Annotated in this window: 21 protein-coding genes and 1 tRNA gene; 3 read left to right on the top strand and 19 right to left on the bottom strand. The window is 73.5% G+C overall.

Going from position 1 to position 21,927, the window contains the following annotated elements; genetic code table 11:
* The first annotated feature begins 47 nt into the window (after nt 1-47).
* A complete protein-coding gene (locus tag B5P21_RS09610) occupies nt 48-1,028 on the top strand; it encodes a nuclease-related domain-containing protein (protein WP_133064182.1) in 981 nt (326 codons plus the stop codon).
* A gap of 59 nt (nt 1,029-1,087) precedes the next feature.
* Here B5P21_RS09610 and B5P21_RS09615 read toward each other — a convergent pair.
* The 11 genes from B5P21_RS09615 to rplU all read right to left on the bottom strand — a co-directional run bounded on the left by B5P21_RS09615 (nt 1,088) and on the right by rplU (nt 8,949).
* A tRNA-Ala gene (locus B5P21_RS09615) sits at nt 1,088-1,160 on the bottom strand.
* A 101-nt stretch (nt 1,161-1,261) separates the two neighbouring features.
* The gene (locus B5P21_RS09620; RefSeq protein ID WP_045527766.1) at nt 1,262-1,678 is read right to left on the bottom strand and encodes a TFIIB-type zinc ribbon-containing protein; all 417 of its coding nucleotides are present in this window, start codon (nt 1,676-1,678) and stop codon (nt 1,262-1,264) included.
* Between the two features lie 49 nt (nt 1,679-1,727).
* Nucleotides 1,728-2,105 carry a ribosome silencing factor gene (rsfS, locus tag B5P21_RS09625; RefSeq protein WP_012299154.1) on the bottom strand — a complete coding sequence of 126 codons (378 nt, stop codon included), beginning with the start codon at nt 2,103-2,105 and terminating at the stop codon, nt 1,728-1,730.
* A gap of 39 nt (nt 2,106-2,144) precedes the next feature.
* A complete protein-coding gene (locus B5P21_RS09630) occupies nt 2,145-3,629 on the bottom strand; it encodes a hypothetical protein (protein WP_094171076.1) in 1,485 nt (494 codons plus the stop codon).
* The gene (nadD, locus tag B5P21_RS09635; RefSeq protein WP_086522421.1) at nt 3,626-4,228 is read right to left on the bottom strand and encodes a nicotinate-nucleotide adenylyltransferase; all 603 of its coding nucleotides are present in this window, start codon (nt 4,226-4,228) and stop codon (nt 3,626-3,628) included. Before nadD ends, B5P21_RS09630 begins: the two co-directional genes overlap by 4 nt.
* Nucleotides 4,229-4,245: 17 nt before the next feature.
* The gene (locus B5P21_RS09640) at nt 4,246-4,461 is read right to left on the bottom strand and encodes a hypothetical protein (protein WP_015490178.1); all 216 of its coding nucleotides are present in this window, start codon (nt 4,459-4,461) and stop codon (nt 4,246-4,248) included.
* A 97-nt stretch (nt 4,462-4,558) separates the two neighbouring features.
* Complete coding sequence (locus B5P21_RS09645) at nt 4,559-5,866, bottom strand: glutamate-5-semialdehyde dehydrogenase (protein ID WP_246865272.1); 1,308 nt, start codon at nt 5,864-5,866, stop codon at nt 4,559-4,561.
* Between the two features lie 51 nt (nt 5,867-5,917).
* Complete coding sequence (gene proB, locus B5P21_RS09650; protein WP_094171077.1) at nt 5,918-6,697, bottom strand: glutamate 5-kinase; 780 nt, start codon at nt 6,695-6,697, stop codon at nt 5,918-5,920.
* A gap of 3 nt (nt 6,698-6,700) precedes the next feature.
* Nucleotides 6,701-8,239: a GTPase ObgE gene (gene obgE / locus B5P21_RS09655; protein ID WP_045527760.1), complete on the bottom strand. Its 1,539-nt coding sequence runs from the start codon at nt 8,237-8,239 to the stop codon at nt 6,701-6,703.
* Between the two features lie 122 nt (nt 8,240-8,361).
* Nucleotides 8,362-8,616 carry a 50S ribosomal protein L27 gene (gene rpmA / locus B5P21_RS09660; RefSeq protein WP_012299161.1) on the bottom strand — a complete coding sequence of 85 codons (255 nt, stop codon included), beginning with the start codon at nt 8,614-8,616 and terminating at the stop codon, nt 8,362-8,364.
* A 24-nt stretch (nt 8,617-8,640) separates the two neighbouring features.
* Nucleotides 8,641-8,949, bottom strand: a complete 309-nt coding sequence (gene rplU, locus B5P21_RS09665) for a 50S ribosomal protein L21 (RefSeq protein ID WP_012038175.1) — start codon at nt 8,947-8,949, stop codon at nt 8,641-8,643.
* Nucleotides 8,950-9,241: 292 nt separating this feature from the next.
* Here rplU and B5P21_RS09670 point away from each other — a divergent pair, with 292 nt between their 5' ends.
* Complete coding sequence (locus B5P21_RS09670) at nt 9,242-9,520, top strand: DUF4031 domain-containing protein (protein ID WP_045527756.1); 279 nt, start codon at nt 9,242-9,244, stop codon at nt 9,518-9,520.
* Between the two features lie 89 nt (nt 9,521-9,609).
* Here the strand turns inward: B5P21_RS09670 and B5P21_RS09675 are convergent, their stop codons facing one another.
* A complete protein-coding gene (locus B5P21_RS09675; protein WP_094171078.1) occupies nt 9,610-12,636 on the bottom strand; it encodes an Rne/Rng family ribonuclease in 3,027 nt (1,008 codons plus the stop codon).
* Nucleotides 12,637-12,941: 305 nt separating this feature from the next.
* Here B5P21_RS09675 and B5P21_RS09680 point away from each other — a divergent pair, with 305 nt between their 5' ends.
* Nucleotides 12,942-13,550: a vitamin K epoxide reductase family protein gene (locus B5P21_RS09680; protein WP_045527754.1), complete on the top strand. Its 609-nt coding sequence runs from the start codon at nt 12,942-12,944 to the stop codon at nt 13,548-13,550.
* 60 nt (nt 13,551-13,610) lie between these two features.
* On the opposite strand, the gene ndk is transcribed toward B5P21_RS09680, so the two are convergent.
* From ndk to B5P21_RS09715, 7 genes are all read right to left on the bottom strand, one after another.
* On the bottom strand, nt 13,611-14,030 hold the full coding sequence (gene ndk, locus B5P21_RS09685; RefSeq protein WP_045527753.1) for a nucleoside-diphosphate kinase: 420 nt from the start codon (nt 14,028-14,030) through the stop codon (nt 13,611-13,613).
* A 9-nt stretch (nt 14,031-14,039) separates the two neighbouring features.
* Nucleotides 14,040-14,537 (bottom strand): DUF4233 domain-containing protein, encoded by a 498-nt coding sequence (locus B5P21_RS09690; RefSeq protein WP_045527751.1) that lies wholly within the window; start codon nt 14,535-14,537, stop codon nt 14,040-14,042.
* Entirely contained in the window at nt 14,534-16,102 is a 1,569-nt protein-coding gene (locus tag B5P21_RS09695) for a bifunctional folylpolyglutamate synthase/dihydrofolate synthase (RefSeq protein ID WP_045527750.1), read from the bottom strand. Before B5P21_RS09695 ends, B5P21_RS09690 begins: the two co-directional genes overlap by 4 nt.
* Nucleotides 16,099-19,401 (bottom strand): isoleucine--tRNA ligase, encoded by a 3,303-nt coding sequence (gene ileS, locus B5P21_RS09700; protein ID WP_094171079.1) that lies wholly within the window; start codon nt 19,399-19,401, stop codon nt 16,099-16,101. Before ileS ends, B5P21_RS09695 begins: the two co-directional genes overlap by 4 nt.
* A 244-nt stretch (nt 19,402-19,645) precedes the next feature.
* Nucleotides 19,646-20,404, bottom strand: a complete 759-nt coding sequence (locus B5P21_RS09705; RefSeq protein WP_052663189.1) for a class I SAM-dependent methyltransferase — start codon at nt 20,402-20,404, stop codon at nt 19,646-19,648.
* 61 nt (nt 20,405-20,465) lie between these two features.
* Nucleotides 20,466-21,194 (bottom strand): expansin EXLX1 family cellulose-binding protein, encoded by a 729-nt coding sequence (locus B5P21_RS09710; RefSeq protein WP_094171080.1) that lies wholly within the window; start codon nt 21,192-21,194, stop codon nt 20,466-20,468.
* Nucleotides 21,195-21,303: 109 nt separating this feature from the next.
* Entirely contained in the window at nt 21,304-21,909 is a 606-nt protein-coding gene (locus tag B5P21_RS09715) for a TetR/AcrR family transcriptional regulator (RefSeq protein ID WP_045527740.1), read from the bottom strand.
* Nucleotides 21,910-21,927: the final 18 nt, after the last annotated feature.

Consider the following 21,927-nt stretch of genomic DNA (forward strand, 5'->3'; position numbering starts at 1 on the left):
GGGGAGCGGATCCCGCGCGCGATCCGTGGCGCGTGCTTCCCTGGGCCATGCAGAACGCGCTCCCGTGGGTCCTGGTCGCCCTCCTCGTCCTCGTCCTGGCCCTGCTCCTCCGCGAACGGCGTCGGCGGGCGGCATCCGCCCGGGATGCGCTCGACGCGGCCGCAGCCGATGCGGAGAGGCAGAGCATCCTCGACGCGACGGAGCGGACGCGGTCGCTCTCCGTCGCCGAGGAGCACCGCGTGAGGACGGTCGCGGAACTGACGGCGGTCCACGCCGCCGAGCTGGCCGAGGCGGAGGTACGGACGCGCATCGCTCGCGAGGACGAGCGGGCGGCCCGTGAGCTCCTGTCGGCCACCTGGGGCCACGAAGCCTCCTCCCACGCGCACATCGTGGCGGCGTTCGCCTCCGCGCGGCTCCCGGGGATCCTGGCGACGAACGTCGTCTTCTCGCGGACGGGCGACGACGGCGCCCGCTTCGTGCAGCAGATCGATCATGTGGTGGTGACGTCCCGCACGGTGCTGATCATCGAGAACAAGCGGTGGCGTGGCATCGTCTTCGACGGCGTCGTCCCCAGCTCCGAGCATGCGGCGTTCGCGCAGCTCGTGGATGAGTCCTCGTTAGGACGGACCTTCGCCGTGCAGATCGCACGTGTGTCGGGTAGGGCGTCATCGGAGGAGAGGATCGTCCGCTCCTACATCGGCCGGGAGTCGCCGGCCACCCAGGTCCGCGGGCAGGCTGTCGGCCTGCGCGAGCTGCTCGAGGAGCGGCTGGGTCTCCGCGTGTGGTGCGAGACGGCTGTCCTCTACTCGCACGATGGCGCCACGCTCGTCGTGCGCGCCGAGGACAGGACCGAGGGCGGCGCTGTGACGCGGATCCTCGCGGGTCGCGCGGCCTTGACGGCGTACGTGCGGGAGATGGCCCTCTCCGCCGGCACGGGAGCCGAGCGGGATCTCGTCGAGCCGCTGGCGGCGCTGTTCCGGGCCGGCGGCGCGCACGTCGAGCCCCTCGGACCCGACGGACGGATCTGAGGGGGTCCCGGAATGCAGAAGAGCCCCGCCCCTCCGTGAGGAGGAGCGGGGCTCGAGGGTGGATCTGAGGGGATTCGAACCCCTGACCCCCTGCATGCCATGCAGGTGCGCTACCAACTGCGCCACAGACCCGTGATCCGCTTCCCTGCGGAAGCGACTCGTCTACATTACTACACATTCCGACCGCCCCATGACCAGGGCATCCTCGTCGGCGGCGGACCCGCGAGCGTCGCTCAGTCGAACAGCTCGCTGAGCCAGCTCTCCTTCTTGCGGCGCTTCCCGCCGTACCCGTCGCCGCTCCCGTATCCGCCCGTGCTGGAGTAGCCCTGCCCGCTGCGGTCGCCATAGCCGTCCGCGGGGATGCCGTAGCCACGATCGCGGTCGTCGTCGCGGCGGCGCTCGCTCCCGCGGCGGTCGTCGTCGCGGCGGCGGTCGTCGCGACGCGGGTCCGGGTACCCGCCGAGCGGCGCCGCGGGGGGAACGGGCGACGCGGCCGCCGGGGCGGAGCGCATCTCCTGTTCCGCGCGATCGAGGATCTTGTCGAGCTCGCCGCGGTCGAGCCACACGCCGCGGCAGTCCGGGCAGTAGTCGATCTCCACCCCGGCGCGCTCGCTCATCACGAGGGTGGCGGAGTCGTTGGGGCACTTCACGAGCGGATCTCCTCGCGGATGCCGGGCGTCGTCGCCCGGACGGGACGGATCAGGATGCGGAGGCCGTCGGCTCGATCTCGAGGGCGACGACGGGGCAGTCCTTCCAGAGGCGCTCCAGCGAGTAGTACATGCGGTCCTCCTCGGTGAAGACGTGGGCGACGACGTCACCGAAGTCGAGGAGGATCCAGCGACCCTCGCTCTTCCCCTCGCGGCGGAGCGGCTTGGCGCCCGCCTCGATCATCTTGTCCTCGATCTCGTCGGCCACCGCCTGCGCGTTCCGCTCGTTGCGAGCCGAGGCGATGAGGAAGACGTCGGTGAGGGGCAGGGGCCCGGAGACGTCGAGCGCGACCAGGTCGATGGCCTGCTTGGAGTCGGCAGCGGATGCGGCGACCTTGAGCAGGTCGAGGGCGCGGGGAGAAGCGGTCACAGAGTCCTTCCGGGACGGGTGGGATGGTGCATCAGACGATCAGAATACATTCGTCATGAACGCGACGATGACGAGGCCCGCGCCGATGACGGCGACTCCCCCGGCCGCGACGGCCGCGACGACGGGCGCGGTGAAGCGCTTGCGGGGCGGCGGCTGCACGACGGCGCGCGTCGAGGTGTGGGTGCTGACCGCGCGGCTGGCGCGCACGGGCTCCGAGTCGGTGCCGCCCGGCGCGTGGTCGTGGTCGTCGCCCTGCTCGAGGATGCGGTCCATGTCGGCCGTGTCGAAGCGGTCCGGGTGCGTGCCCATCGAGCCGAGGCTGCGGGGCAGGTCGATCGAGCCGGTGATGATGATCTCGCCCGTGCTGTCCAACGCCTGCTGCATGTCGTTGGCGTGCGGCACGGTCGGGAGGATGAAGTGGTTGCCGGTGTGGGGCTGCTCCTCGTCGACCTGGTCCTGCACCGACCAGTGCCCCGCGGGCGGGGTGAAGGGCGCGCGGGCGTCGGGCGCCTCGGCGTCCGACGCGGCCGGCGTCCCGGTCCGACCGGCCGGGAGGTCATCGGAGGCGGAAGACGCGCGCGTGCCGAACGCCGGCTCGAGCGACGGTTCGGCGGAGGGGGTGATCCACGGGGTGGGCTCGAGGGAGGGCGCGGGACGCGGATCCTCGTCGCGGCTGGGCGCATGGGTCGCGAGCGGCGGGACGGTCGGCTGCTCGCCCGAGGCGTCCACGTCGTGACCCGCGGCGTCGCCCGAGGGGACGATCGGCGCGAAAGGCCACGCCGACGGCGTCTCGGCGGGGGTCGCCCGGTCCTCGTCCGCGCCGGACGCCTCGTCGCGCGTCACCACCTGCGCGTCGTCCTCTGCCGCGCGCGCGGGGGCGTCCGTCGCATCCGCGACGGCGGAGCGGCGGTAGGCGCTCCCGTACGGCGCACGCGGTCGCGGCGTGGCACGGGACCCGCGCCCGTAGCGCGCGTACGGCGGGACGGAGGCGTCCGAGGACGTCGGGGGCGCGTCGTCGACCGCCGCGCTCGTGTGCTCGCCGGTGCTCGGAGCAGACCCCGTGTCGGCGTCGGACGGCGCGGGCTCGGCATCCCCGTGCTCCGATCCGCGCTGCTGGCGCGCCGCCTCCTCGGCCTCGCGGATGGCGCGCAGCTGGCGACGCGTGAGCACGCCGCCGGACAGCAGGATGGCCGAGGTGTCGGGACCCACGACGGCAGCGGAGGGAGACGTGGGCTGCGGTGCCGTCGACTCGTCGGGCCGGGCATCGGATCCGTCGACGCCGGTCGGGCTGGCGGCCTCGGGCTCGCCGTCGGAGGGGGCAGCGGGAGCGGACGTCGCGGACGGCTCCTCGACGGGCGCCGCGTCGTCGACCGGGGCGTCGTCCGCCTCGTCGATGCCGAGCGCCAGGGCGCGGGCGCGCTCCGCGGCGCGCATCTCGCGGCGGCTCAGCCCGAGGGTCGCGGGAGCGGGACCGTCGTCGAACGAGGTGGGCCCGGTGTCGGGCGCGTCGTGGGAGGGGGTCATTGCGGGCTCCGATACAGGTGGTGCTTGGAGATGTACTGGACGACTCCGTCGGGGACGAGGTACCACACGGGGAAACCGCGTCCGACTCGGATCCGGCAGTCGGTCGAGGAGATCGCCAGCGCCGGGACCTCCAGCAATCTTACGTCGGCGTGCGGGAGGCCGCTCTCGGTGAGGTCGTGCCCGGGGCGGGTGACGGCGACGAAGTGCGCCAGGTCCCACAGCTCGGCGACGTCCTTCCAGCCCAGGATCTGCTGGATCGCGTCCGCGCCGGTGATGAAGAACAGCTCCGCGTCCGGGTGCGTGCGCCGGATGTCGCGGAGCGTGTCGATCGTGTACGTGGTGCCCGCGCGGTCGATGTCGACGCGGCTGACGGTGAAGCGCGGGTTGGCCGCCGTGGCGATCACGGTCATCAGGTAGCGGTGCTCGCCGTCCGTGACGGTCTGCTTCTGCCACGGCTGCCCGGTGGGGACGAAGATCACCTCGTCGAGCTGGAGGTGCTGCTGCACCTCGCTCGCGGCGACGAGGTGGCCGTTGTGGATGGGGTCGAACGTGCCGCCCATGACCCCGATGCGGAGGCGCGGGGTCGCGGGTGTCGTCATGTGGTGGGCGCTCGCGCTCAGTGGGTGGAGTCGGCGGTGCCGTGGCCCTGCTCGGCGACGGGCGGCTTGCCCCACTTCTCCGAGTGGCGGTTGCTCACGTCGCGGAAGCTGAACATGACCACCCCGAGCGCGAGGAACACGACCGCCGCGACGGCCGGGAACACCCAGAGCGGAGCGGCGAGCTCCATGGCGTGCTCGGTCTCGGCGAGGATGGTGGTGGTCAGCGCGTGCATGGGATCTCCGTTCGTGGCACGCCCCGTCGAGCGGAGGCGGCGCCTGCCATCCTACCGGCGGGCCCCCGCGCGGGGCGCACGCCGGCCGGGCGTGCCGTCAGCCGCGGATCTGGCCGCTCCCCCGCACGATCCACTTGGTGCTGGTGAGCTCCTCGAGGCCCATCGGACCGCGCGCGTGGAGCTTCTGCGTGGAGATGCCGACCTCGGCGCCGAACCCGAACTCGGATCCGTCGGTGAAGCGCGTGGACGCGTTGACCATGACGACGGCCGAGTCCACGGCGGCGAGGAAGCGCTCGGCGACCGCGAGGTCGAACGTGACGATGGACTCGGTGTGGTGCGTCGACCACCGGGCGATGTGGGCGACCGCGTCCTCCACGGAGTCGACGACGCGCACCGCCACGTCGAGGGACAGGTACTCGGCCGCCCAGTCCTCGTCGGTGGCGGGGGCGGCGTCGGGCCAGAGGTCGCGGACCGCGGAGTCGCCGTGCACGGTCACGCCGCGGTCGCGGAGAGCGTCGAGCACGGAGGGGAGGATCCGCGGCGCGGCGTCGCGATGGACCAGCAGCGTCTCCATGGCGTTGCACACGCTCGGGCGGCTCACCTTGGCGTCGACCGCGATGTCGACGGCCATGCGCGCGTCGGCCGACGCGTCGAGGTAGACGTGGACGACGCCGGCGCCCGTCTCGATCACGGGCACGGTCGACTCCTCGACGACGGTGCGGATGAGCTCGGCGGATCCCCGCGGCACGAGCACGTCGACGAGGCCGCGCGCCCGCATGAGCCGGGCTGCCCCCGCGCGGCCGTGCGCGTCGACCGTCTGCACGGCATCCGCGGGGAGGCCCGCGCGCTCGAGGGCGCCGCGCATCAGGTCGACGAGGACGGCGTTGGTGCGCAGCGCCGCGGATCCGCCGCGCAGCACGACGGCGTTGCCGCTCTTCAGGGCGAGGGCCGCGATGTCGACCGTGACGTTGGGGCGGGCCTCGTAGATGGCGCCGACGACGCCGAAGGGCACGCGCACCTGCGAGAGCAGCAGGCCGTTCGGGAGCGTCCGGCCGCGGACGACGTGGCCGAGCGGATCGTCGAGGCCCCGGATCCCGCTGACGGCGTCGGCCAGGGACGCCACGCGGCGGGCGTCGAGCGTCAACCGGTCGAGGAGGCCGGCCGCGAGTCCGGACGACCGGCCCGCCCCCAGATCCTCGGCGTTGGCCGCGATGATGCGATCGGCGCCGGCCACGAGGGCCGTCGCGATGGCGTCGAGCGCGGCGTCACGGCGGCCGGAGGTGGTGGCGGCGAGGTCCGTGGACGCGGCCCGGGCCGCCTCGAGGATCCGCTCGAGCGCGTCGGCCGGGCTGGTCGTCGGGTCGGCGGGCACGGTGTCGGGGGCACCGGAGGCGTTCGAGGGCATGCACGGCATGCCTAGCCAGGCGACGCATGCCCCCGAGAGGCGGCGCGACGTTCAGCCGCGGGGCGCGAACCAGGTGCCGACGTGCGCGCCGGCGAGGGCCTCCGCGACCTGCGCGGTCGACGTGAGGAGGACCCCGGTGCCCGCCTCGGCGGCCAGGCGCGCGGCGGCGACCTTGGTGACGGCTCCCCCGGTGCCGACGCCCGTCCCGGTGCTGCCGACCTCGACGCCCTCGAGCTCGTCGCCGAACGGCACGTGCTGGATGCGCCGGGCTCCGGGCTCCTCCGGCGGCCGCGTGTAGAGCGCGTCCACGTCCGAGAGGAGGAGGAGCAGGTCGGCGTCCACCAGGCGGGCGACGAGCGCCGCCAGCCGGTCGTTGTCGCCGAAGCGGATCTCGTGCGTGGCCACGGTGTCGTTCTCGTTGACGATCGGCAGCAGCCGGAGGCCCAGCAGACGCTCCATGGCGCGTTGCGCGTTCTCGCGGTGGTCGGGTGCGGCGAGGTCGCCGGCCGTGAGGAGCACCTGGCCCGCGACGATCCCGTAGCGGTCGAGGCTCTCCTGGTACCGGAAGATCAGCACGCTCTGGCCCACCGCCGCCGCCGCCTGCTGGGTGGCGAGGTCGGCCGGTCGGTCGTCGAGGCGGAGGAAGGGCATCCCCGTCGCGATGGCGCCGGAGGACACGAGCACGATCTCGGCGCCGTGCGCGTGCACGGACGCGATGGCGTCCACGAGCGGGGCGATCTGCCCGGCGTTCTCCCCGCTGATGGACGACGAGCCGACCTTCACGACGATGCGCCGCGCGGACGCGATGCCCGCGCGCGAGGCCGTGCCCACCCGCTACGCCTTCGCGTCCGAGGACGCGTCCTCGTCCGTCCCGTCCTCGTCCGCCCAGAGGCCGGCCTCGCCCTCGCGCACGAGCTGGGCGCGGGCCTCGGCCTTGGCGTCCATGCGGGCGAAGTAGTCCTCGCGGCGCGCCTGGTTGGTGCGGCGGCTGATCGGGTCGACGCGGGCGTCCGCTCCACGGGGGCTCGTGATGAGCTCCGCGGTCGAGGTGAGGGTGGGCTCCCAGTCGAAGACGATGCCGTCGCCCTCGCCGATGACGACGCTGGATCCGGCCACCGCGCCGGCCTTGAACAGGCCGTCCTCGACGCCGAGCTTGGCGAGCCGGTCGGCGAGGTAGCCGACGGCCTCGTCGTTCGTGAAGTCGGTCTGCTGCACCCAGCGCTCGGGCTTGGTGCCGATGACCCGGTAGATGTCGCCGTAGCTGCCGCCGTCCACGCGGATGACGAACGGCTTCTCGTTGACCGCGCGGGGACGCAGCACGATGCGCGGTGCCTCGGGCTCCTCCGCGGCCTTCGTCCGGGCGTCCTCGACCAGCTCGGCGAGGGCGAAGGAGAGCTGGCGCAGGCCGTCGTGGCTCACCGTGGAGATGTCGAACACGCGGTAGCCGCGGGCCTCGAGCTCCGGACGCACGAGCTCCGCGAGCTCCCGGGCCTCGGGGACGTCGATCTTGTTGAGCGCGATGAGCTGCGGACGCTCGAGCAGCGGCACCTGGCCGTCCGGCACCGGGTACGCGGCGAGCTCCGTGAGGATGATGTCGAGGTCCGAGATGGGGTCGCGTCCGGGATCCAGCGTCGCGCAGTCGAGCACGTGGAGCAGGGCCGAGCAGCGCTCGACGTGGCGGAGGAACTCGAGGCCGAGGCCCTTGCCCTCGCTCGCGCCCTCGATGAGCCCGGGCACGTCGGCGACGGTGTAGCGCGAGTCCGCGACCTCGACGACGCCGAGGTTCGGGTGCAGCGTGGTGAAGGGGTAGTCGGCGATCTTCGGCTTGGCGGCCGAGATGGCGGCGACGAGGCTCGACTTGCCCGCGGACGGGTAGCCCACGAGCGCCACGTCGGCGACGACCTTCAGCTCGAGGACGACGTCGCCCTCGTAGCCGCGCGTGCCGAGCAGCGCGAATCCGGGGGCCTTGCGCTTCGTGGTGGCGAGCGACGCGTTGCCGAGCCCGCCCTGGCCGGCCTCGGCGGCGACGAAGCGCATGCCGGGCGTGGCCATGTCGGCGAGCTCGTTGCCGTCGACGTCCTTGACGACGGTGCCCACGGGGACGGGGAGCTCGAGCGCCTCGCCGAGCGTGCCGTGGCGGTGGTCGCCCATGCCGGGTCCGCCGTTGCGGGACGAGCGGTGGGGCCCGCGGTGGTATGCCAGCAGCGTGGTGACCTGGGGGTCGGCGACGAGGACGATGTCGCCGCCGTTGCCGCCGTTGCCGCCGTCGGGTCCCGCGAGGGGCTTGAACTTCTCGCGGCGGACCGAGACGCAGCCGTTGCCGCCGTTTCCCGCCCGCAGGTGGAGGGTCACGGTGTCGACGAATGTCGCCATGGCTGTCGCTCGTTTCTTCTAGAGGTTTCCCCTGCGGAACGCACGCAAGGGCGGGCCGAGGAGGCCCGCCCTTGATGTGCTGCGCGGCAGTGCCGCCGCAGGGTCCGTGCTGTCGGCCTGCGCTAGGCCGGGACGACGATGTTGACGACCTTGCGGCCGCCCTTGACGCCGAACTCCACCGAGCCGGCGGACAGGGCGAACAGCGTGTCGTCGCCGCCACGGCCGACGTTGACGCCGGGGTGGAAGTGCGTGCCGCGCTGGCGGACGATGATCTCGCCGGCGCCGACGACCTGGCCGCCGAAGCGCTTCACGCCGAGGCGCTGGGCGTTCGAGTCACGGCCGTTGCGGGTAGAGCTCGCGCCCTTCTTGTGTGCCATCTGCTTCTCCCTGCGTTCTCGGTGCTAGTTGATCTCGGTGACCTGGACGCGCGTGAGGTCCTGGCGGTGCCCCTGGCGCTTCTTGTACCCGGTCTTGTTCTTGAACTTCTGGATGACGATCTTGGGACCGCGGAGGTCGTTCAGGATCTCGGCGCTGACGGTGACGTCGGCGAGCTTCGCGGCGTCCGTGGTGATGGTGTCGCCGTCGACGAGCAGGACCGCGGGGAGCACGACCTTGCCGCTCTGCTGGTTCTTGACCCGGTCCATCGTCACGATGGTCCCGACCTCGACCTTCTCCTGCCGACCGCCGGCGCGCACAACTGCGTAAACCACTTTTCCGTACCTGTTTTCTCTCGCGGGCTTGACTCACTAGGGACTTGACGCCCTGTGGCCCGAATCATTGGAGGAAGTCTGCCGCAGGCGCACGACCTCTGGGGATCGGCGCATGCCAGCGACTCACGTTACCGGAACGCCGGACAGGGGTCAAACTCCGTAGACCCCGGGCGTCCTCGGTCGATCATACGCGAGCCGCTGCCCGTCCCGCCGCATGCGCGCCGGGCGCGTCGCGCGTGTCCCGTCCGCTCCCCGGGCCGCCGACGCTGCGCCGCCTGCCTAAGCTCGCAGGATGAGCGTGCTCCTCGATCGACCGGCCTGGCCCGCGCACGGACGGCTCTGGGCGCACCTCGTGAGCGACGCGTCGCTCGAGGAGCTGCACGCCTTCGCCCGGGCGGCGGGCATCCCGGAGCGCGCCTTCGACCGCGACCACTACGACGTGCCCGATGAGCGGCACGCGGAGCTGGTCGCGCGCGGCGCGGAGCCGGTCTCGAACCGCGACCTCGTGCGTCGGCTGCAGGCGAGCGGCCTGCGGGTCACCCAGCTGGAGCGGCGCGCGGCCGGCACCTGACGCGGGGATCGGCGACGGGGACGACGGAGGGCCCGGAGCGTCTGCTCCGGGCCCTCCGTCGTGCGGCCGCCTCGCGGGCGGCCCCCGGGTCAGCTCGCGTCGTCGACCGGGGCCGGCGTCGTCAGCGTCTGCGTCGAGACCCGACGGCTGCGCGACCGCCCCTGTCCGGGCTCCTTGGGCTGCGGCAACGCGTCGAGCACGGAGCCGAGGAGCTGCTCCGCGTCGGCCGAGCTCACGCGGCGCGGGGCCGTGCGGGTGCTCGCGACGGGGATGTCGAGGATCTGCACCGGCTCGAGGCGGATGGCCTCGCGCGGCTCGAGCGTCGACAGTGCGGGCTCCTCCACGGCCGCGTCGGCCGGCGTCGGGTCCTCGGCGGGAGCGGACGGCGCCTCGGCGGCGGGCGCCTGGGCCTCCTGGCGGTCCGACGCCTCGGCGGTCGCGGACGACGCGCGTCCCCGACCCCCGCGGCTCCGACGCGGGCGGTCGCCGCGAGGCTGCTCCTCGACGGGAGCGGACTCGACCGGCGTCGCCGCGTCGGTGCTCTCGTCCGGCGTGCGCACGACGTCCTCGACCCGGCCGATCGCGTCGTTGACCGTCTGGATGGTGCTCGTGGCGATCTTCGCGAGGGCGGAGCGCGCGTCGTCGGTGATGCTGTGCGTGCTGGCCGCGGGCGTGCGCGGCGGCTGCGCCTGGGCGCCGCCGTTCGCGCCACCGCCGCCGTTGCTCCCGTTGCCCCCGTTGCCGGTGCCCTGGTCCTGCTGGCCCTTGCCGCCACGACGGCGACCCTGGCCCTGCACGGGCTCCTGCGGCGTCTGCTTGTGGGCCATGAGCGGGTCGTGGTGGATGATGATCCCCCGCCCGGCGCACGTCTCGCAGTTCTCGGAGAACGACTCGAGCAGCCCGAGGCCGAGCTTCTTGCGGGTCATCTGCACGAGGCCGAGCGAGGTGACCTCGGCGACCTGGTGCTTGGTGCGGTCGCGGCTGAGGCACTCCACCAGGCGGCGGAGCACGAGGTCGCGGTTCGACTCGAGCACCATGTCGATGAAGTCGACGACGATGATGCCGCCGATGTCGCGCAGGCGCATCTGGCGGACGATCTCCTCCGCGGCCTCGAGGTTGTTCTTGGTGACGGTCTCCTCGAGGTTGCCGCCGGATCCGACGAACTTCCCCGTGTTGACGTCGACCACGGTCATGGCCTCGGTGCGGTCGATGACGAGCGAGCCGCCGGAGGGCAGCCAGACCTTGCGGTCGAGCGCCTTCTCGATCTGCTCGCTCACGCGGTGGTGGTCGAACGAGTCCTTCTCGCCCGAGTACGTCTGCACCCGGTCGATGAGGTCGGGCGCCACGCCGCGGAGGTAGCCCTCGATGATCTCCTGGGCGTCGCCGCCGTCGATCACGAGCTCGCGGAAGTCCTCGTTGAAGACGTCGCGGATGATCTTCAGCAGCAGGTCGGGCTCCGAGTGCAGGAGCGCGGGCGCCTGCGCCTTCTCGACCTGGCGGCTGATCTCGGCCCACTGCGACGTGAGGCGCTCGACGTCGAGCTTCAGCTGCTCCTCGGTCGCGCCCTCGGCGGCGGTGCGGACGATGACGCCCACGTTCTCGGGCAGCACCTCCTTGAGCGTCTTCTTGAGGCGCGCGCGCTCGGTGTCGGGGAGCTTGCGGCTGATGCCGTTCATGGACCCGTTGGGCACGTACACGAGGTAGCGGCCGGGGAGGCTCACCTGGCTCGTGAGGCGCGCGCCCTTGTGGCCGACCGGGTCCTTGGTGACCTGGACGAGCACCCGGTCGCCGGGCTTCAGCGCGACCTCGATGCGGCGGGCGTGGTTGCCCGGCCCCTTGTCGGCGTTGGCGGCCTCCCAGTCGACCTCGCCGGAGTACAGCACGGCGTTGCGGCCGCGGCCGATGTCGATGAAGGCGGCCTCCATGCTGGGCAGCACGTTCTGGACGCGGCCGAGGTAGACGTTGCCGATGAGCGACGCCTCGTCGGCGCGGGCGACGTAGTGCTCGACGAGCACCTGGTCCTCCAGCACGCCGATCTGGATCTTGCCGTCGCGCGAGCGGACGATCATGCTGCGGTCGACGGACTCGCGGCGTGCCAGGTACTCGGACTCGGTGAGGACCGGACGGCGGCGTCCGGCGTCGCGGCCGTCGCGGCGGCGCTGCTTCTTGGCCTCGAGGCGCGTGGATCCCTTGATCCGCTGCGGCTCGGTGATGAGCTCGGGCTCGCGCGGCGTGCGGACCTTGACGACCGTGCCGGGCGCGTCGTCGCCGTCGCGGCCCTCCTCGCCGGAGCGGCGGCGCGCGCGGCGGCGGACCGACGGCGAGTCGTCCTCGTCGTCGTGGTCGTCGTCGCGGGTGTCGCGGCCCCGACCGTCGCGTCCGGTGCTGCGGTCCTGGCCGCGGTCCTGTCCACGGCCGCGGCGCGACGAGCGCGAGGGACGCTCGTCGCGGTCGAGGTCGTCGTCCTCGTCACGCGAGTCGTCCCGGCGGTCGTCCCGGCGGTCGTCCCGGCGGTCGTCCCGCTCGCGGCGGGGAGGCAGTGGCGCGATGTCCGGGGCCTGGAAGACGACGGAGAGGGAGCGGACGGTGCGCGTCGGCGCGGCGGGCGCCTCGGCGGCGGGCGCGCCGACCGGCTCGGCCGCCGCGGGCTCGTCGTCCGTCGTCTCGGCGGCGGACTGCTCGGCGGCGGGCGCCTCCTGCTCGGCCGGGACGGCGGCCTTGCGCGGGGCGCGCTTCCGGGGCGCCCGGGCGGCGGGCTGCTCGGCGGCAGCCTCCTCGGAGGCCGCGGGTGCGGAGGCCGAGGCGGACGCGTCGACGCTGGCGTCGTCCGGCTGGGCGACCGCGGGCGCGGATGCGGGGGTGCTCGCGCGGCGGGAGCGTCGGACGACCGGCGCCTCCGTCTCGTCGGGCGTGGACCGGGTGTCGTCGTTCTCGTTCAGGGTGTGGCCCTTCGCTTCGGAGGCGGCGGGACTGCCGCTCGCCTCGGGGGTCGCGGACGCGGAGAGGGCGGGCGTGCCGCCGGTCCCCGTCGCCGCGGTCGTCTCGGCGCGGCGGCCCGTGAGCCGCTCGAAGAGGCTGGGTCGCCTCCTGCCGGTGTTCTCGTCTCTCTCCACCATCTCTGGTGCACTCCTCAACCGGTCGGTACGGCCGCGCCGTACCCCGGTAGCTCTCCGAGTGGATCCCCGCCTACGCGGCTCTCCGTCGATCCTGGTCTGCGACGTCCGGCCCGAGGCTTCGGTCGTGCGCACTGGTACGGAACTGGCCATCCGCCGCCGGCTATGCCGGGTGGCCCGGGTGTGCCCCGGTAAAGACTCTTCATGGCGGTCGTCCCGCGCGGCGGTCCGACCTGCCTGCCAGTATCGCACGCCGACGCCCACCCGGCCGTCAGGGTCGGCGCTCCCCCGTCTGCCATGATCGCCGCATGACCGCGACCCGGGCCCCCGCGCACCCCCGCTCCCTGGCCGTCCTGCTCGTCGTCACGGGCGTCGTCGGCTGGATCGGCGCGTTCGTGCTCGTGCTCGACCGGCTGCACCTGCTGGAGAACCCGGGCGCGTCGCTGTCGTGCGACGTCAACCCGTTCATCTCCTGCGCCACCGTCATCGAGTCGCCGCAGGGATCGCTGTTCGGCTTCCCCAACCCGCTCATCGGCGTGGCCGCATTCGTGGTGCCCATCGTCATCGGCATGGCCCTCGTGGCGGGCGCCCGGTTCGCACGCTGGTTCTGGACGCTGTTCGCGCTGGGGACGTTCGCCGGCTGGGTCTTCGTGACGTGGCTCTTCACCCAGAGCGTCTTCGTCATCGGCGCGCTCTGCCCCTACTGCCTGCTCGTGTGGAGCGCGATGATCCCGCTGTGGTGGGGCACGCTGTCCGCCACCGCCCGTGCGGGGCTCCTGCCGCTGCCCGCGGGGATCCGACGCGCCGCCGACGCCGTGGCGCCGTACACGTGGGCGGTCGTGGTGCTCAACTACGCCATCATCGTCGTCGCCATCATCGCGACGTTCCCGGCCCTCATCCCGACGCTGCTCGGCTGAGCTGCCCGGACGACGACAGGGGCCGACCGGAGATCCGGTCGGCCCCTGTCGTCTGCGGTCCTAGAACCAGAGCGCGAGCTCGCGCGCGGCCGACTCGGGCGAGTCGCTCCCGTGCACGAGGTTCTGCGCCACGGCGAGGCCCCAGTCGCGGCCGAGGTCCCCGCGGATCGTGCCGGGGACGGCGAGCGTCGGATCGGTCGTGCCGGCGAGCGAGCGGAAGCCCTCGATGGCGCGGTTCCCGGCGACGCGCACGGCGACGATCGGGCCCGATTCCATGAACTCGACGAGCGGCGCGTAGAACGGCTTGCCCTGGTGCTCCTCGTAGTGCTGCTCGAGCAGGGCGCGCTCGGCCTGCACCATGCGGAGGTCGACGATCTGGTAGCCCTTGGCCTCGATGCGGCGGAGGATCTCGCCGGTGAGGCCGCGGGCGACGCCGTCGGGCTTGACGAGGACGAGGGTCTCCTGGACGGGAGCGGACATGGGTGCCTCCTACTTGGCGGGAGCCGGCGGCTCGGTGGTCGGTCGGTGGTCGGTGGGGCGGTCGTCGCCCGGCGCGGGGGTGCCGCCCGCCGCGGCCTGCTCGTCGAGCATGGCCTGCTCCCATGCGCCGCGCGCGGCGGCCTTCTCGCGGTCGATCCGGGCGCCCTGCACCATGGCGTAGATCCAGAGGAGCAGGAAGAAGCCGCCGACCGCGAACATGGCGGGGAGCACGAAGCCCGTGAGGACGACGAGCACCTGCACGACCCATCCGGCGCGGATGCCGAGCGGGGTGCGCAGGGCGCCGACGACGGCGAGCATGGCGAGGACGAGCAGGGCGCCGCCGCCGAGCGCGGGGAGCGCCGGCAGGGCCTCGAGGCCGAACGCGACGAGGCTCGCGAGGAACACGACGATGACCTGGAAGCCCATCACGATGGATCCGAGGATCTCGACCGTCGTGCGGGGCGGGCGTGGCCGCCTGGTGCGGGCCGGTCGGCCGTCGGCGCTCACGAGGTCTTCCAGCCCTCGTCGGCGGCGTGGGCGATGGCCTCGCCGACGAGGAGGATCGACCCGGTGACGAGCGCCGCGCCCTTCCCGGTCTCGCCCGCGGAGTCGCGCGCGTCCTCCAGGGCGGTGCGGAGGTCGGGCTCGACCGTGACGCGGTCGCGGCCGACGACGTCGACGACGATGCGCGCCAGCTCGTCGGGATCCACCGAGCGCTCGGACGTGGAGCGCGTGACGATGAAGTGGTCGACCACGGGCGCGAGCTCCCGCACGATGCCCTCCGCGTCCTTGTCCGCGAGCACGCCGATGACGGCCGTGACGCGGTCGAAGGTGAAGTACACGGGCAGCGCGGCCGCGAGCGACGCGGCGCCCGCGGGGTTGTGCGCGGCGTCGACCAGCACGGTCGGCTCGGTGCCGACGACCTGCAGGCGTCCGGGGCTCGTCGCGGTGGCGAGGCCCTCCGCGAGCACGTCGTCGTGGATGGCGTGGTCGCCGCCGCCGAGGAACGACTCGACCGCGGCGATCGCCACCGCGGCGTTCTGCGCCTGGTGCGCGCCGAACATGGGCAGGAACACGTCGCGGTAGGTGCCCGCGAGGCCCTGCACGCTGATCACCTGGCCGCCGACCGCGAGCGTCGTGTCGAGGAGGCGGAAGCGCTCGCCCTCGATCGACCAGGTGGACTCCGTGAGCTCGGCCGCGCGCGTGAGCTCGGCCACGACCTCGGGCACCTGCGCGCTCGAGACGACGTCCGCGGCGGGCTTCACGATTCCGGACTTGGTGCGGGCGATCTCCGCGACGGTGGATCCCAGCCGCTGCGTGTGGTCGAGCGAGACGGGCGTGAAGACGGCGACCTGGCCGTCGCCGACGTTGGTGCTGTCCCACTCGCCGCCCATGCCGACCTCGATCACGGCCACGTCGACGGGCGCGTCGGCGAACGACGCGAACGCGAGCACCGTGAGCGCCTCGAAGAACGTCACCGGCTCCTCGCCCGTGGCGACGAGCTCGCGGTCGACCAGGTCGATGAAGGGCTCGACGTCGGCCCAGTTGCGGCTGAGCGCCTCGTCGGTGATCGGCAGCCCGTCGACGACGATGCGCTCGTTGAAGCGCACGAGGTGCGGGCTCGTGAAGAGGCCCGTGCGGAGGCCCGCGGCGCGCAGGATGCTCTCGGTCATCCGGCTCGTCGAGGTCTTCCCGTTGGTGCCGGTGACGTGCACGATCGGGTACGCGCGCTGCGGGTCGCCGAGCAGCTCGACCACGCGGCGGGTGGCGGACAGGCGCGGCTGCGGCGCCTGCTCCCCCATGCGCGCGAGGAGCGCCTGGTACACAGCGTCGCCCTCGCGCTCGAAGTAGTTCTCGTCGTCGACCTCGCGGCCGGCCACGATCGACTGCTCGGCCTCGCGGCGGAGCTCGGCGGCGTCGTCCGCGAAGAGCTGGTCGTCGCTCAGCCCGTCGACGTCGGGGTCGAGCGCACGGGCCGCGGCGTCGACGCCCTCGTCCGTCTCCGGCTCGAAGTCGTCGTCGCGCCGGGGCTCGTCGTCGTCGAAGGGGCGTCCGCCCCGCTGGTCGCTCATGCTCGCTCCACCTCGATGTACAGGGGCGATCCGCCGCCGACGGTGATGACGGATTCCGTCGCCTGGTCGTCCGCGTCGATCCGCAGCGCCACCGCCAGGGTCTCACGGGCGATGAGGTCGCGGAACCGCTCGGCCTGCGCGGCGCCGGCGGCGTCCAGCCGGATCACCAGGGAGATGCGGTCGCTCACGTCGAGCCCCGCTCCCTTCCGCGCGTCCTGCACGTTCCGCACGACGTCGCGTGCCAGGCCCTCGGCCTCGAGCTCGGGGGTGAGCGCGGTGTCGAGCAGCAGGAAGCCGCCGCCCGGCAGCAGCGCGAGCGCCTGGTCGGCGCGGTCGCCCGCGACCTCCAGGACGAGCTCGTACTCGCCGGCCACGAGCGGCACGCCGCCCGCGACGACCTCGCCGTCGGACTCGGTCCAGTCGCCCGCGCGGGCGGCCTGGATCACCTGCTGCACGCCCTTGCCGAGGCGGGGCCCGGCGACGCGCGCGGCGACGGTGAGGCGGCGCGTGATGCCCGCGTCCGCCGCGCTCGTCGGGGTCAGCTCCACCACGGAGACGGCCTTGACGTTGAGCTCGTCGCGCAGGATGTCCTCGAACCGGGCGAGGCCGTCCGCGTCGTCGCTCACGACCGTGAGGCGCGCGAGCGGCTGGCGGACGCGGAGGCCCGACTGCTTGCGGAGCGACAGCGCGGTCGAGGCGACCTGGCGGACCCGGTCCATCACCTCGACGAGGCGGTCGTCCGCGGGCAGCTCGTCGGGCTCCGGCCAGTCCTCCAGGTGGACGCTGCGACCACCGGTGAGGTCCTTCCAGATGCGCTCGGACACGAGCGGGAGGAGCGGCGCGGCGACGCGCGTCACGGTCTCGAGGACCGTGTACAGGGTGTCGAACGCGCGCGTGTCACCCGCCTCCGTACCCGCCCAGAAGCGGTCGCGGCTGCGGCGCACGTACCAGTTGGTGAGCACGTCGGCGAAGTCGCGGAGCGAGGCCGCGGCCAGCGTCGAGTCGAGCGCGGTCATGTGCTCCGTGACCTCGGTCACGAGGCGGCGCGTGCGGGCCAGGACGTAGCGGTCCAGCACGTCGTCGCTCGTCGTGTCCCGCGTCGCCTCGTACCCGCCCGGCTGCGCGGAGTTGGCGTAGAGCGAGAAGAAGTACCAGGTGCTCCAGAGCGGGAGCAGCACCTGGCGGACGCCCTCGCGGATCCCCTCCTCGGTGACGACCAGGTTGCCGCCGCGGAGCACGGGGCTCGCGAGGAGGAACCAGCGCATGGCGTCGGATCCGTCGCGGTCGAACACCTCGTTGACGTCCGGGTAGTTGCGCAGCGACTTCGACATCTTCTGCCCGTCGTTGCCGAGCACGATGCCGTGGCTCACGACGCTGGAGAACGCCGGGCGCTCGAACAGCGCCGTCGAGAGCGCGTGCAGCGTGTAGAACCACCCGCGGGTCTGGCCGATGTACTCGACGATGAAGTCCGCCGGGCTGTGCTGGTCGAACCACTCGCGGTTCTCGAACGGGTAGTGCACCTGCGCGAACGGCATGGACCCCGAGTCGAACCAGACGTCGAGCACGTCCTCGATGCGGCGCATGGTGCTCTTCCCCGTCGGGTCGTCGGGGTTCGGGCGCGTGAGCCGGTCGATGAACGGGCGGTGCAGGTCGGTCGGGCGCACGCCGAAGTCGGCCTCGAGCTCGTCGAGGCTGCCGTAGACGTCGATGCGCGGGTAGGCCGGGTCGTCGCTCTTCCACACCGGGATGGGGCTGCCCCAGAACCGGTTGCGCGAGATGGACCAGTCGCGGGCGTTGCCGATCCACTTGCCGAACTGGCCGTCCTTGACGTTCTCGGGCGTCCACGTGATGTCCTGGTTGAGGCGCACCATGTCGTCGCGGAAGTCGGTGACGCGCACGAACCAGCTGGAGACGGCCTTGTAGATGAGCGGGTTCTTGCAGCGCCAGCAGTGCGGGTAGGAGTGCTCGTAGCTGGCCTGGCGGATGAGGCGGCCCTGCGCCTTGAGCATGCGCGTGAGCGTCTTCCCGGCGTCGGACCACAGCTCCCCCGCGACGTCGGGCACGGTGTCGACGAATCGGCCGCCCTCGTCGAGCGACAGGATCACGGGGATCCCGGCGGCGGCGCAGACCTGCTGGTCCTCCTCGCCGTAGGCCGGGGCCTGGTGGACGATGCCGGTGCCGTCGGTGGTCGTGACGTAGTCCGCGACGAGCACCTGCCAGGCGTTCTCGGTGCCGAACCTCTCCGTGTCCGCGTAGAAGTCCCAGAGGCGGTCGTAGGCGACGCCCTCGAGCTGGCGGCCGAGCACGGTGCGGGAGACGGCGGCGCGCGCCTCGTCGGCGGACGCGTAGCCGAGGTCCTTGGCGTAGTTCCCGACGAGGTCCTGGGCGATGAGGTACTCGGATCCGAGCACCTCGGCCGCCAGCTGCACGGACGACTCCCGGGGCAGCGCGTCGGGCGCCTCGGCGTCGGGCGTGCCCGCGGGGCCGGCGGGCACCACGGCGTAGGTGACGTCCGGCCCGACCGCGAGCGCCATGTTGGTGGGGAGGGTCCAGGGCGTGGTCGTCCAGGCGAGCGCGCGCACGGCGGTGAGGCCGAGCGACTCCGCCTTGGCGCCCACGAGCGGGAACGTGACGGTGACGGACTGGTCCTGGCGCATGCGGTAGACGTCGTCGTCCATCCGCAGCTCGTGGTTGCTCAGCGGGGTCTGGTCGTGCCAGCAGTACGGCAGCACGCGGAAGCCCTCGTAGGCGAGGCCCTTGTCGTGCAGCTGTTTGAAGGCCCAGATGACCGACTCCATGAAGTCGATGTCGAGCGTCTTGTAGTCGTCCTCGAAGTCGACCCAGCGGGCGGAGCGCGTGACGTAGTCCTCCCACTCCCCCGTGTACTCGAGCACGGAGCGGCGGGCGACGGCGTTGAACGCCTCGACGCCCATCTCCTCGATCTCGCTCTTCTCGGTGATCCCGAGCTGGCGCATCGCCTCGAGCTCCGCCGGGAGGCCGTGCGTGTCCCAGCCGAAGCGGCGGTGGACCTGCCTGCCGCGCATGGTCTGGAAGCGCGGGAAGGCGTCCTTCGCGTAGCCCGTGAGGAGGTGCCCGTAGTGCGGGAGGCCGTTGGCGAACGGCGGGCCGTCGTAGAAGACCCACTCGTCGCATCCCTCGCGCCGCTCGACGGAGGCGCGGAAGGTGTCGTCGCGCTTCCAGAAGGCGAGGATGCCCTTCTCGACGTCCGGGAACCGCGGGCTCGCGGCGACCTGGTCGGGGGCGCTCGGGTCGTCGGGGACGGGACGGGGGTAGGTCATGGCAACTCCTGCGGCGATGAGGATCTCCGCGAGGACGCCCGGATCCCTGATGCGGATCCCCGAGCGCGGTACCACCCCGCTTGCCGCGCGACGCGCGACCACTCTCCTGAGGCGATGACGGGCCCGACCCGTTCGGTTCTACCTTCCCCGCGGACGGGGCTCTCTTCCGAAGGCTCCCCGGTGATGGCCGGATCGGCGCCTGTGCTGACGATCCTAGTGCGCCATCGCGCCGGGATCGGCGAAGCTAGCCGCCGAGCTGGGCCCGGTACGCGTCGGCGCGGTACGGCAGGTCGAACGACTCACGGCCCGCGGTGTCGGGGTGTCCGGCGAGCAGGGTGCGGATGTCGTCGAGCACGCGGGCGCGCTCGTGCTCCGGCAGCACGATGATCCGGCTGATGGATCCGGCGAGGGCCACCACGTCCTCGGGGGTCATGCGGTGCACGTGGGCGAACGAGGCGTGCTCGACCGGGCCGAAGCCGGGGAACGGGCCGGGCTCCGGCGCACGTCCGCCGGGGCGCCGCCCGGCCTCGATGAGGGCGTCGAGCTCGCGGACCCAGTCGACCTCCACGTCCATGACGTTCCCGACCATGCCGAGGCGCCCGCCCGGGCGGAGCACGCGCGGGGCCTCGCGCGCCGCGGCCCCCGCGTCCATCCAGTGCCACGCCTGCGCCACGAGCACGGCGTCCTCCTCGCCGTCGCCCACCGGGATCTCCTCGCCGCTGCCCGCCCGGACGTCGACGCCCGGCGACGCCGCCTGCAGGACCTGCCGCATCCCCGCGTCGGGCTCGACCGCGGTGACGGCGAGGCCGCGCGCGGCGAGCAGGCGCGTGAGCTTGCCGGTCCCCGCGCCCAGGTCCACGACGCGGCGGGCGCCGGCCGGGAGCATCCACTCGACGGCGGCGTCGGGGTAGCCCGGGCGGACCCGGTCGTACTGGTCGGCCACCGATCCGAACGAGGAGGCGAGGGCGGCGAGGTCGGACGGGCCGGGGGCGTCGGAGGTCATGCGGACATCCTCGCCCGCGGGGCCGCGTGCGCGGCGGGGCTCGCCGCGCACGCGGATCCGTTCACCCGAGGCGCGCGCCGCTGCGCTGCAGCCGGCCCGGGTCGAGCTCGATCCCCGGGACGGTGGCCGTGCGGCCCGAGACGTCCGTGACGCGCACCGCGTAGGGGCCCGCGCCGAGCCCCGAGGCGACCCGGTCGCCGTACGTCGTCCGCGACAGCGGGATCCAGCCCGCGCCCGCCCGCACCTCGACCGAGCGCAGCTCCGTCCCGGCGTCCACGACCTGGATCGCCGTCCAGTACGGGTTCGAGCCGTCCTTGACGAGGAAGGCGAGCGGCGGGACCGCGGGGGCCGCGACGGGCGAGTACGAGATCGGGACGATGCCGGCGTCGACGTCGCCGATGGCGCGGAACGCCTCCTCGCTGAGGTCGAGGTGGCCGTGCTCGCACCCGGGGCAGAGGTCGACGACCTCGACGCGCACGGTGCCGCGCGGGCCGGTGACGTCGAGGTAGGTGCCGCACGCGGAGCTGCCGGCGTAGTCGTCGGGGCTGACCGCCACGTCGAGGCGGTCCGTCGGGATCGCCGGGAGGGAGCAGTTCCCGTTCGTCGTGCTGCCGTCGGGTCCGAGGGAGTAGTGCGTGGCCCGGCCGGACCCGGCGGCGACGGCCGACGCGGATCCGGCGGGGCCGACGGTCGCGAGGCCGACGACCGCCACGAGCAGGGCGAGCAGCACGGGGACGAGCCGGTGCTGGCGGCGGAGCGGGCGGGGGCGGGATCCGAGGGGGCGGGGCATGGCGGTCCTTCGCGTCGTCGCGGGAGCGGACGCGGTCGCGCCGCCCGGCCTGGCTACGAGCGGCAGGGCCGGCGACGGCGGAACGGCCCCCAGATGCGTGCGCCGCGCGTCAGGCGAGCGCGGCGGCGAGCGCCGGGCGGAGGGGATCGAGCGCCAGGCGGACGGCGTCCTCGAGCGGGCCGCGGCCGACGCCGTCGCCGGCCCACGCGACGACCGCTGCGGCCGTCGCGGCGGCGACCACGGCGGCGGCGACGCGCACGGGCGCCGCGGACGCCCGGCGGCCGGACGCGCGCGCGATGGCCTGCGCGACGGGATCCACGAGCGGCGCCGCGCGCGCCACCCCCTCCCCCTGCACGTCGGCGCCCAGGCCCATGACCTCGTGCTGCGTGAGGGCGAGCGGCAGCCAGCCCTCGCCGCGGGAGCGGGCGGCGCCGATGAGCGCGTCGACGACGCCGTCGACCGCCGGGCCGCCCGGATCCACCGACGCGAGCGCCTCGCCGCACGCACGCAGGGTGTCGTCGAGCCCCGCCCACAGGAGGTCGGCCTTGGACGCGAAGTAGTTGAAGAAGGTGGCCCGGCTGACCCCGGCGCGCTGGGCGATCTGCTCGACGGTGGTCGCGGCGTAGGTGTTCTCGAGGAAGAGCTCCGCGGCCGCCTCCTCGAGCGTCGCGCGCGACGAGCGGCGCGGGCGGCCGGCGGGACGGGCGGAGGGCATGCGCCCATCCTGGCGCAC

Origin of the sequence: Clavibacter michiganensis subsp. insidiosus, assembly GCF_002240565.1 — a bacterium.
Lineage (GTDB): Bacteria > Actinomycetota > Actinomycetes > Actinomycetales > Microbacteriaceae > Clavibacter > Clavibacter insidiosus.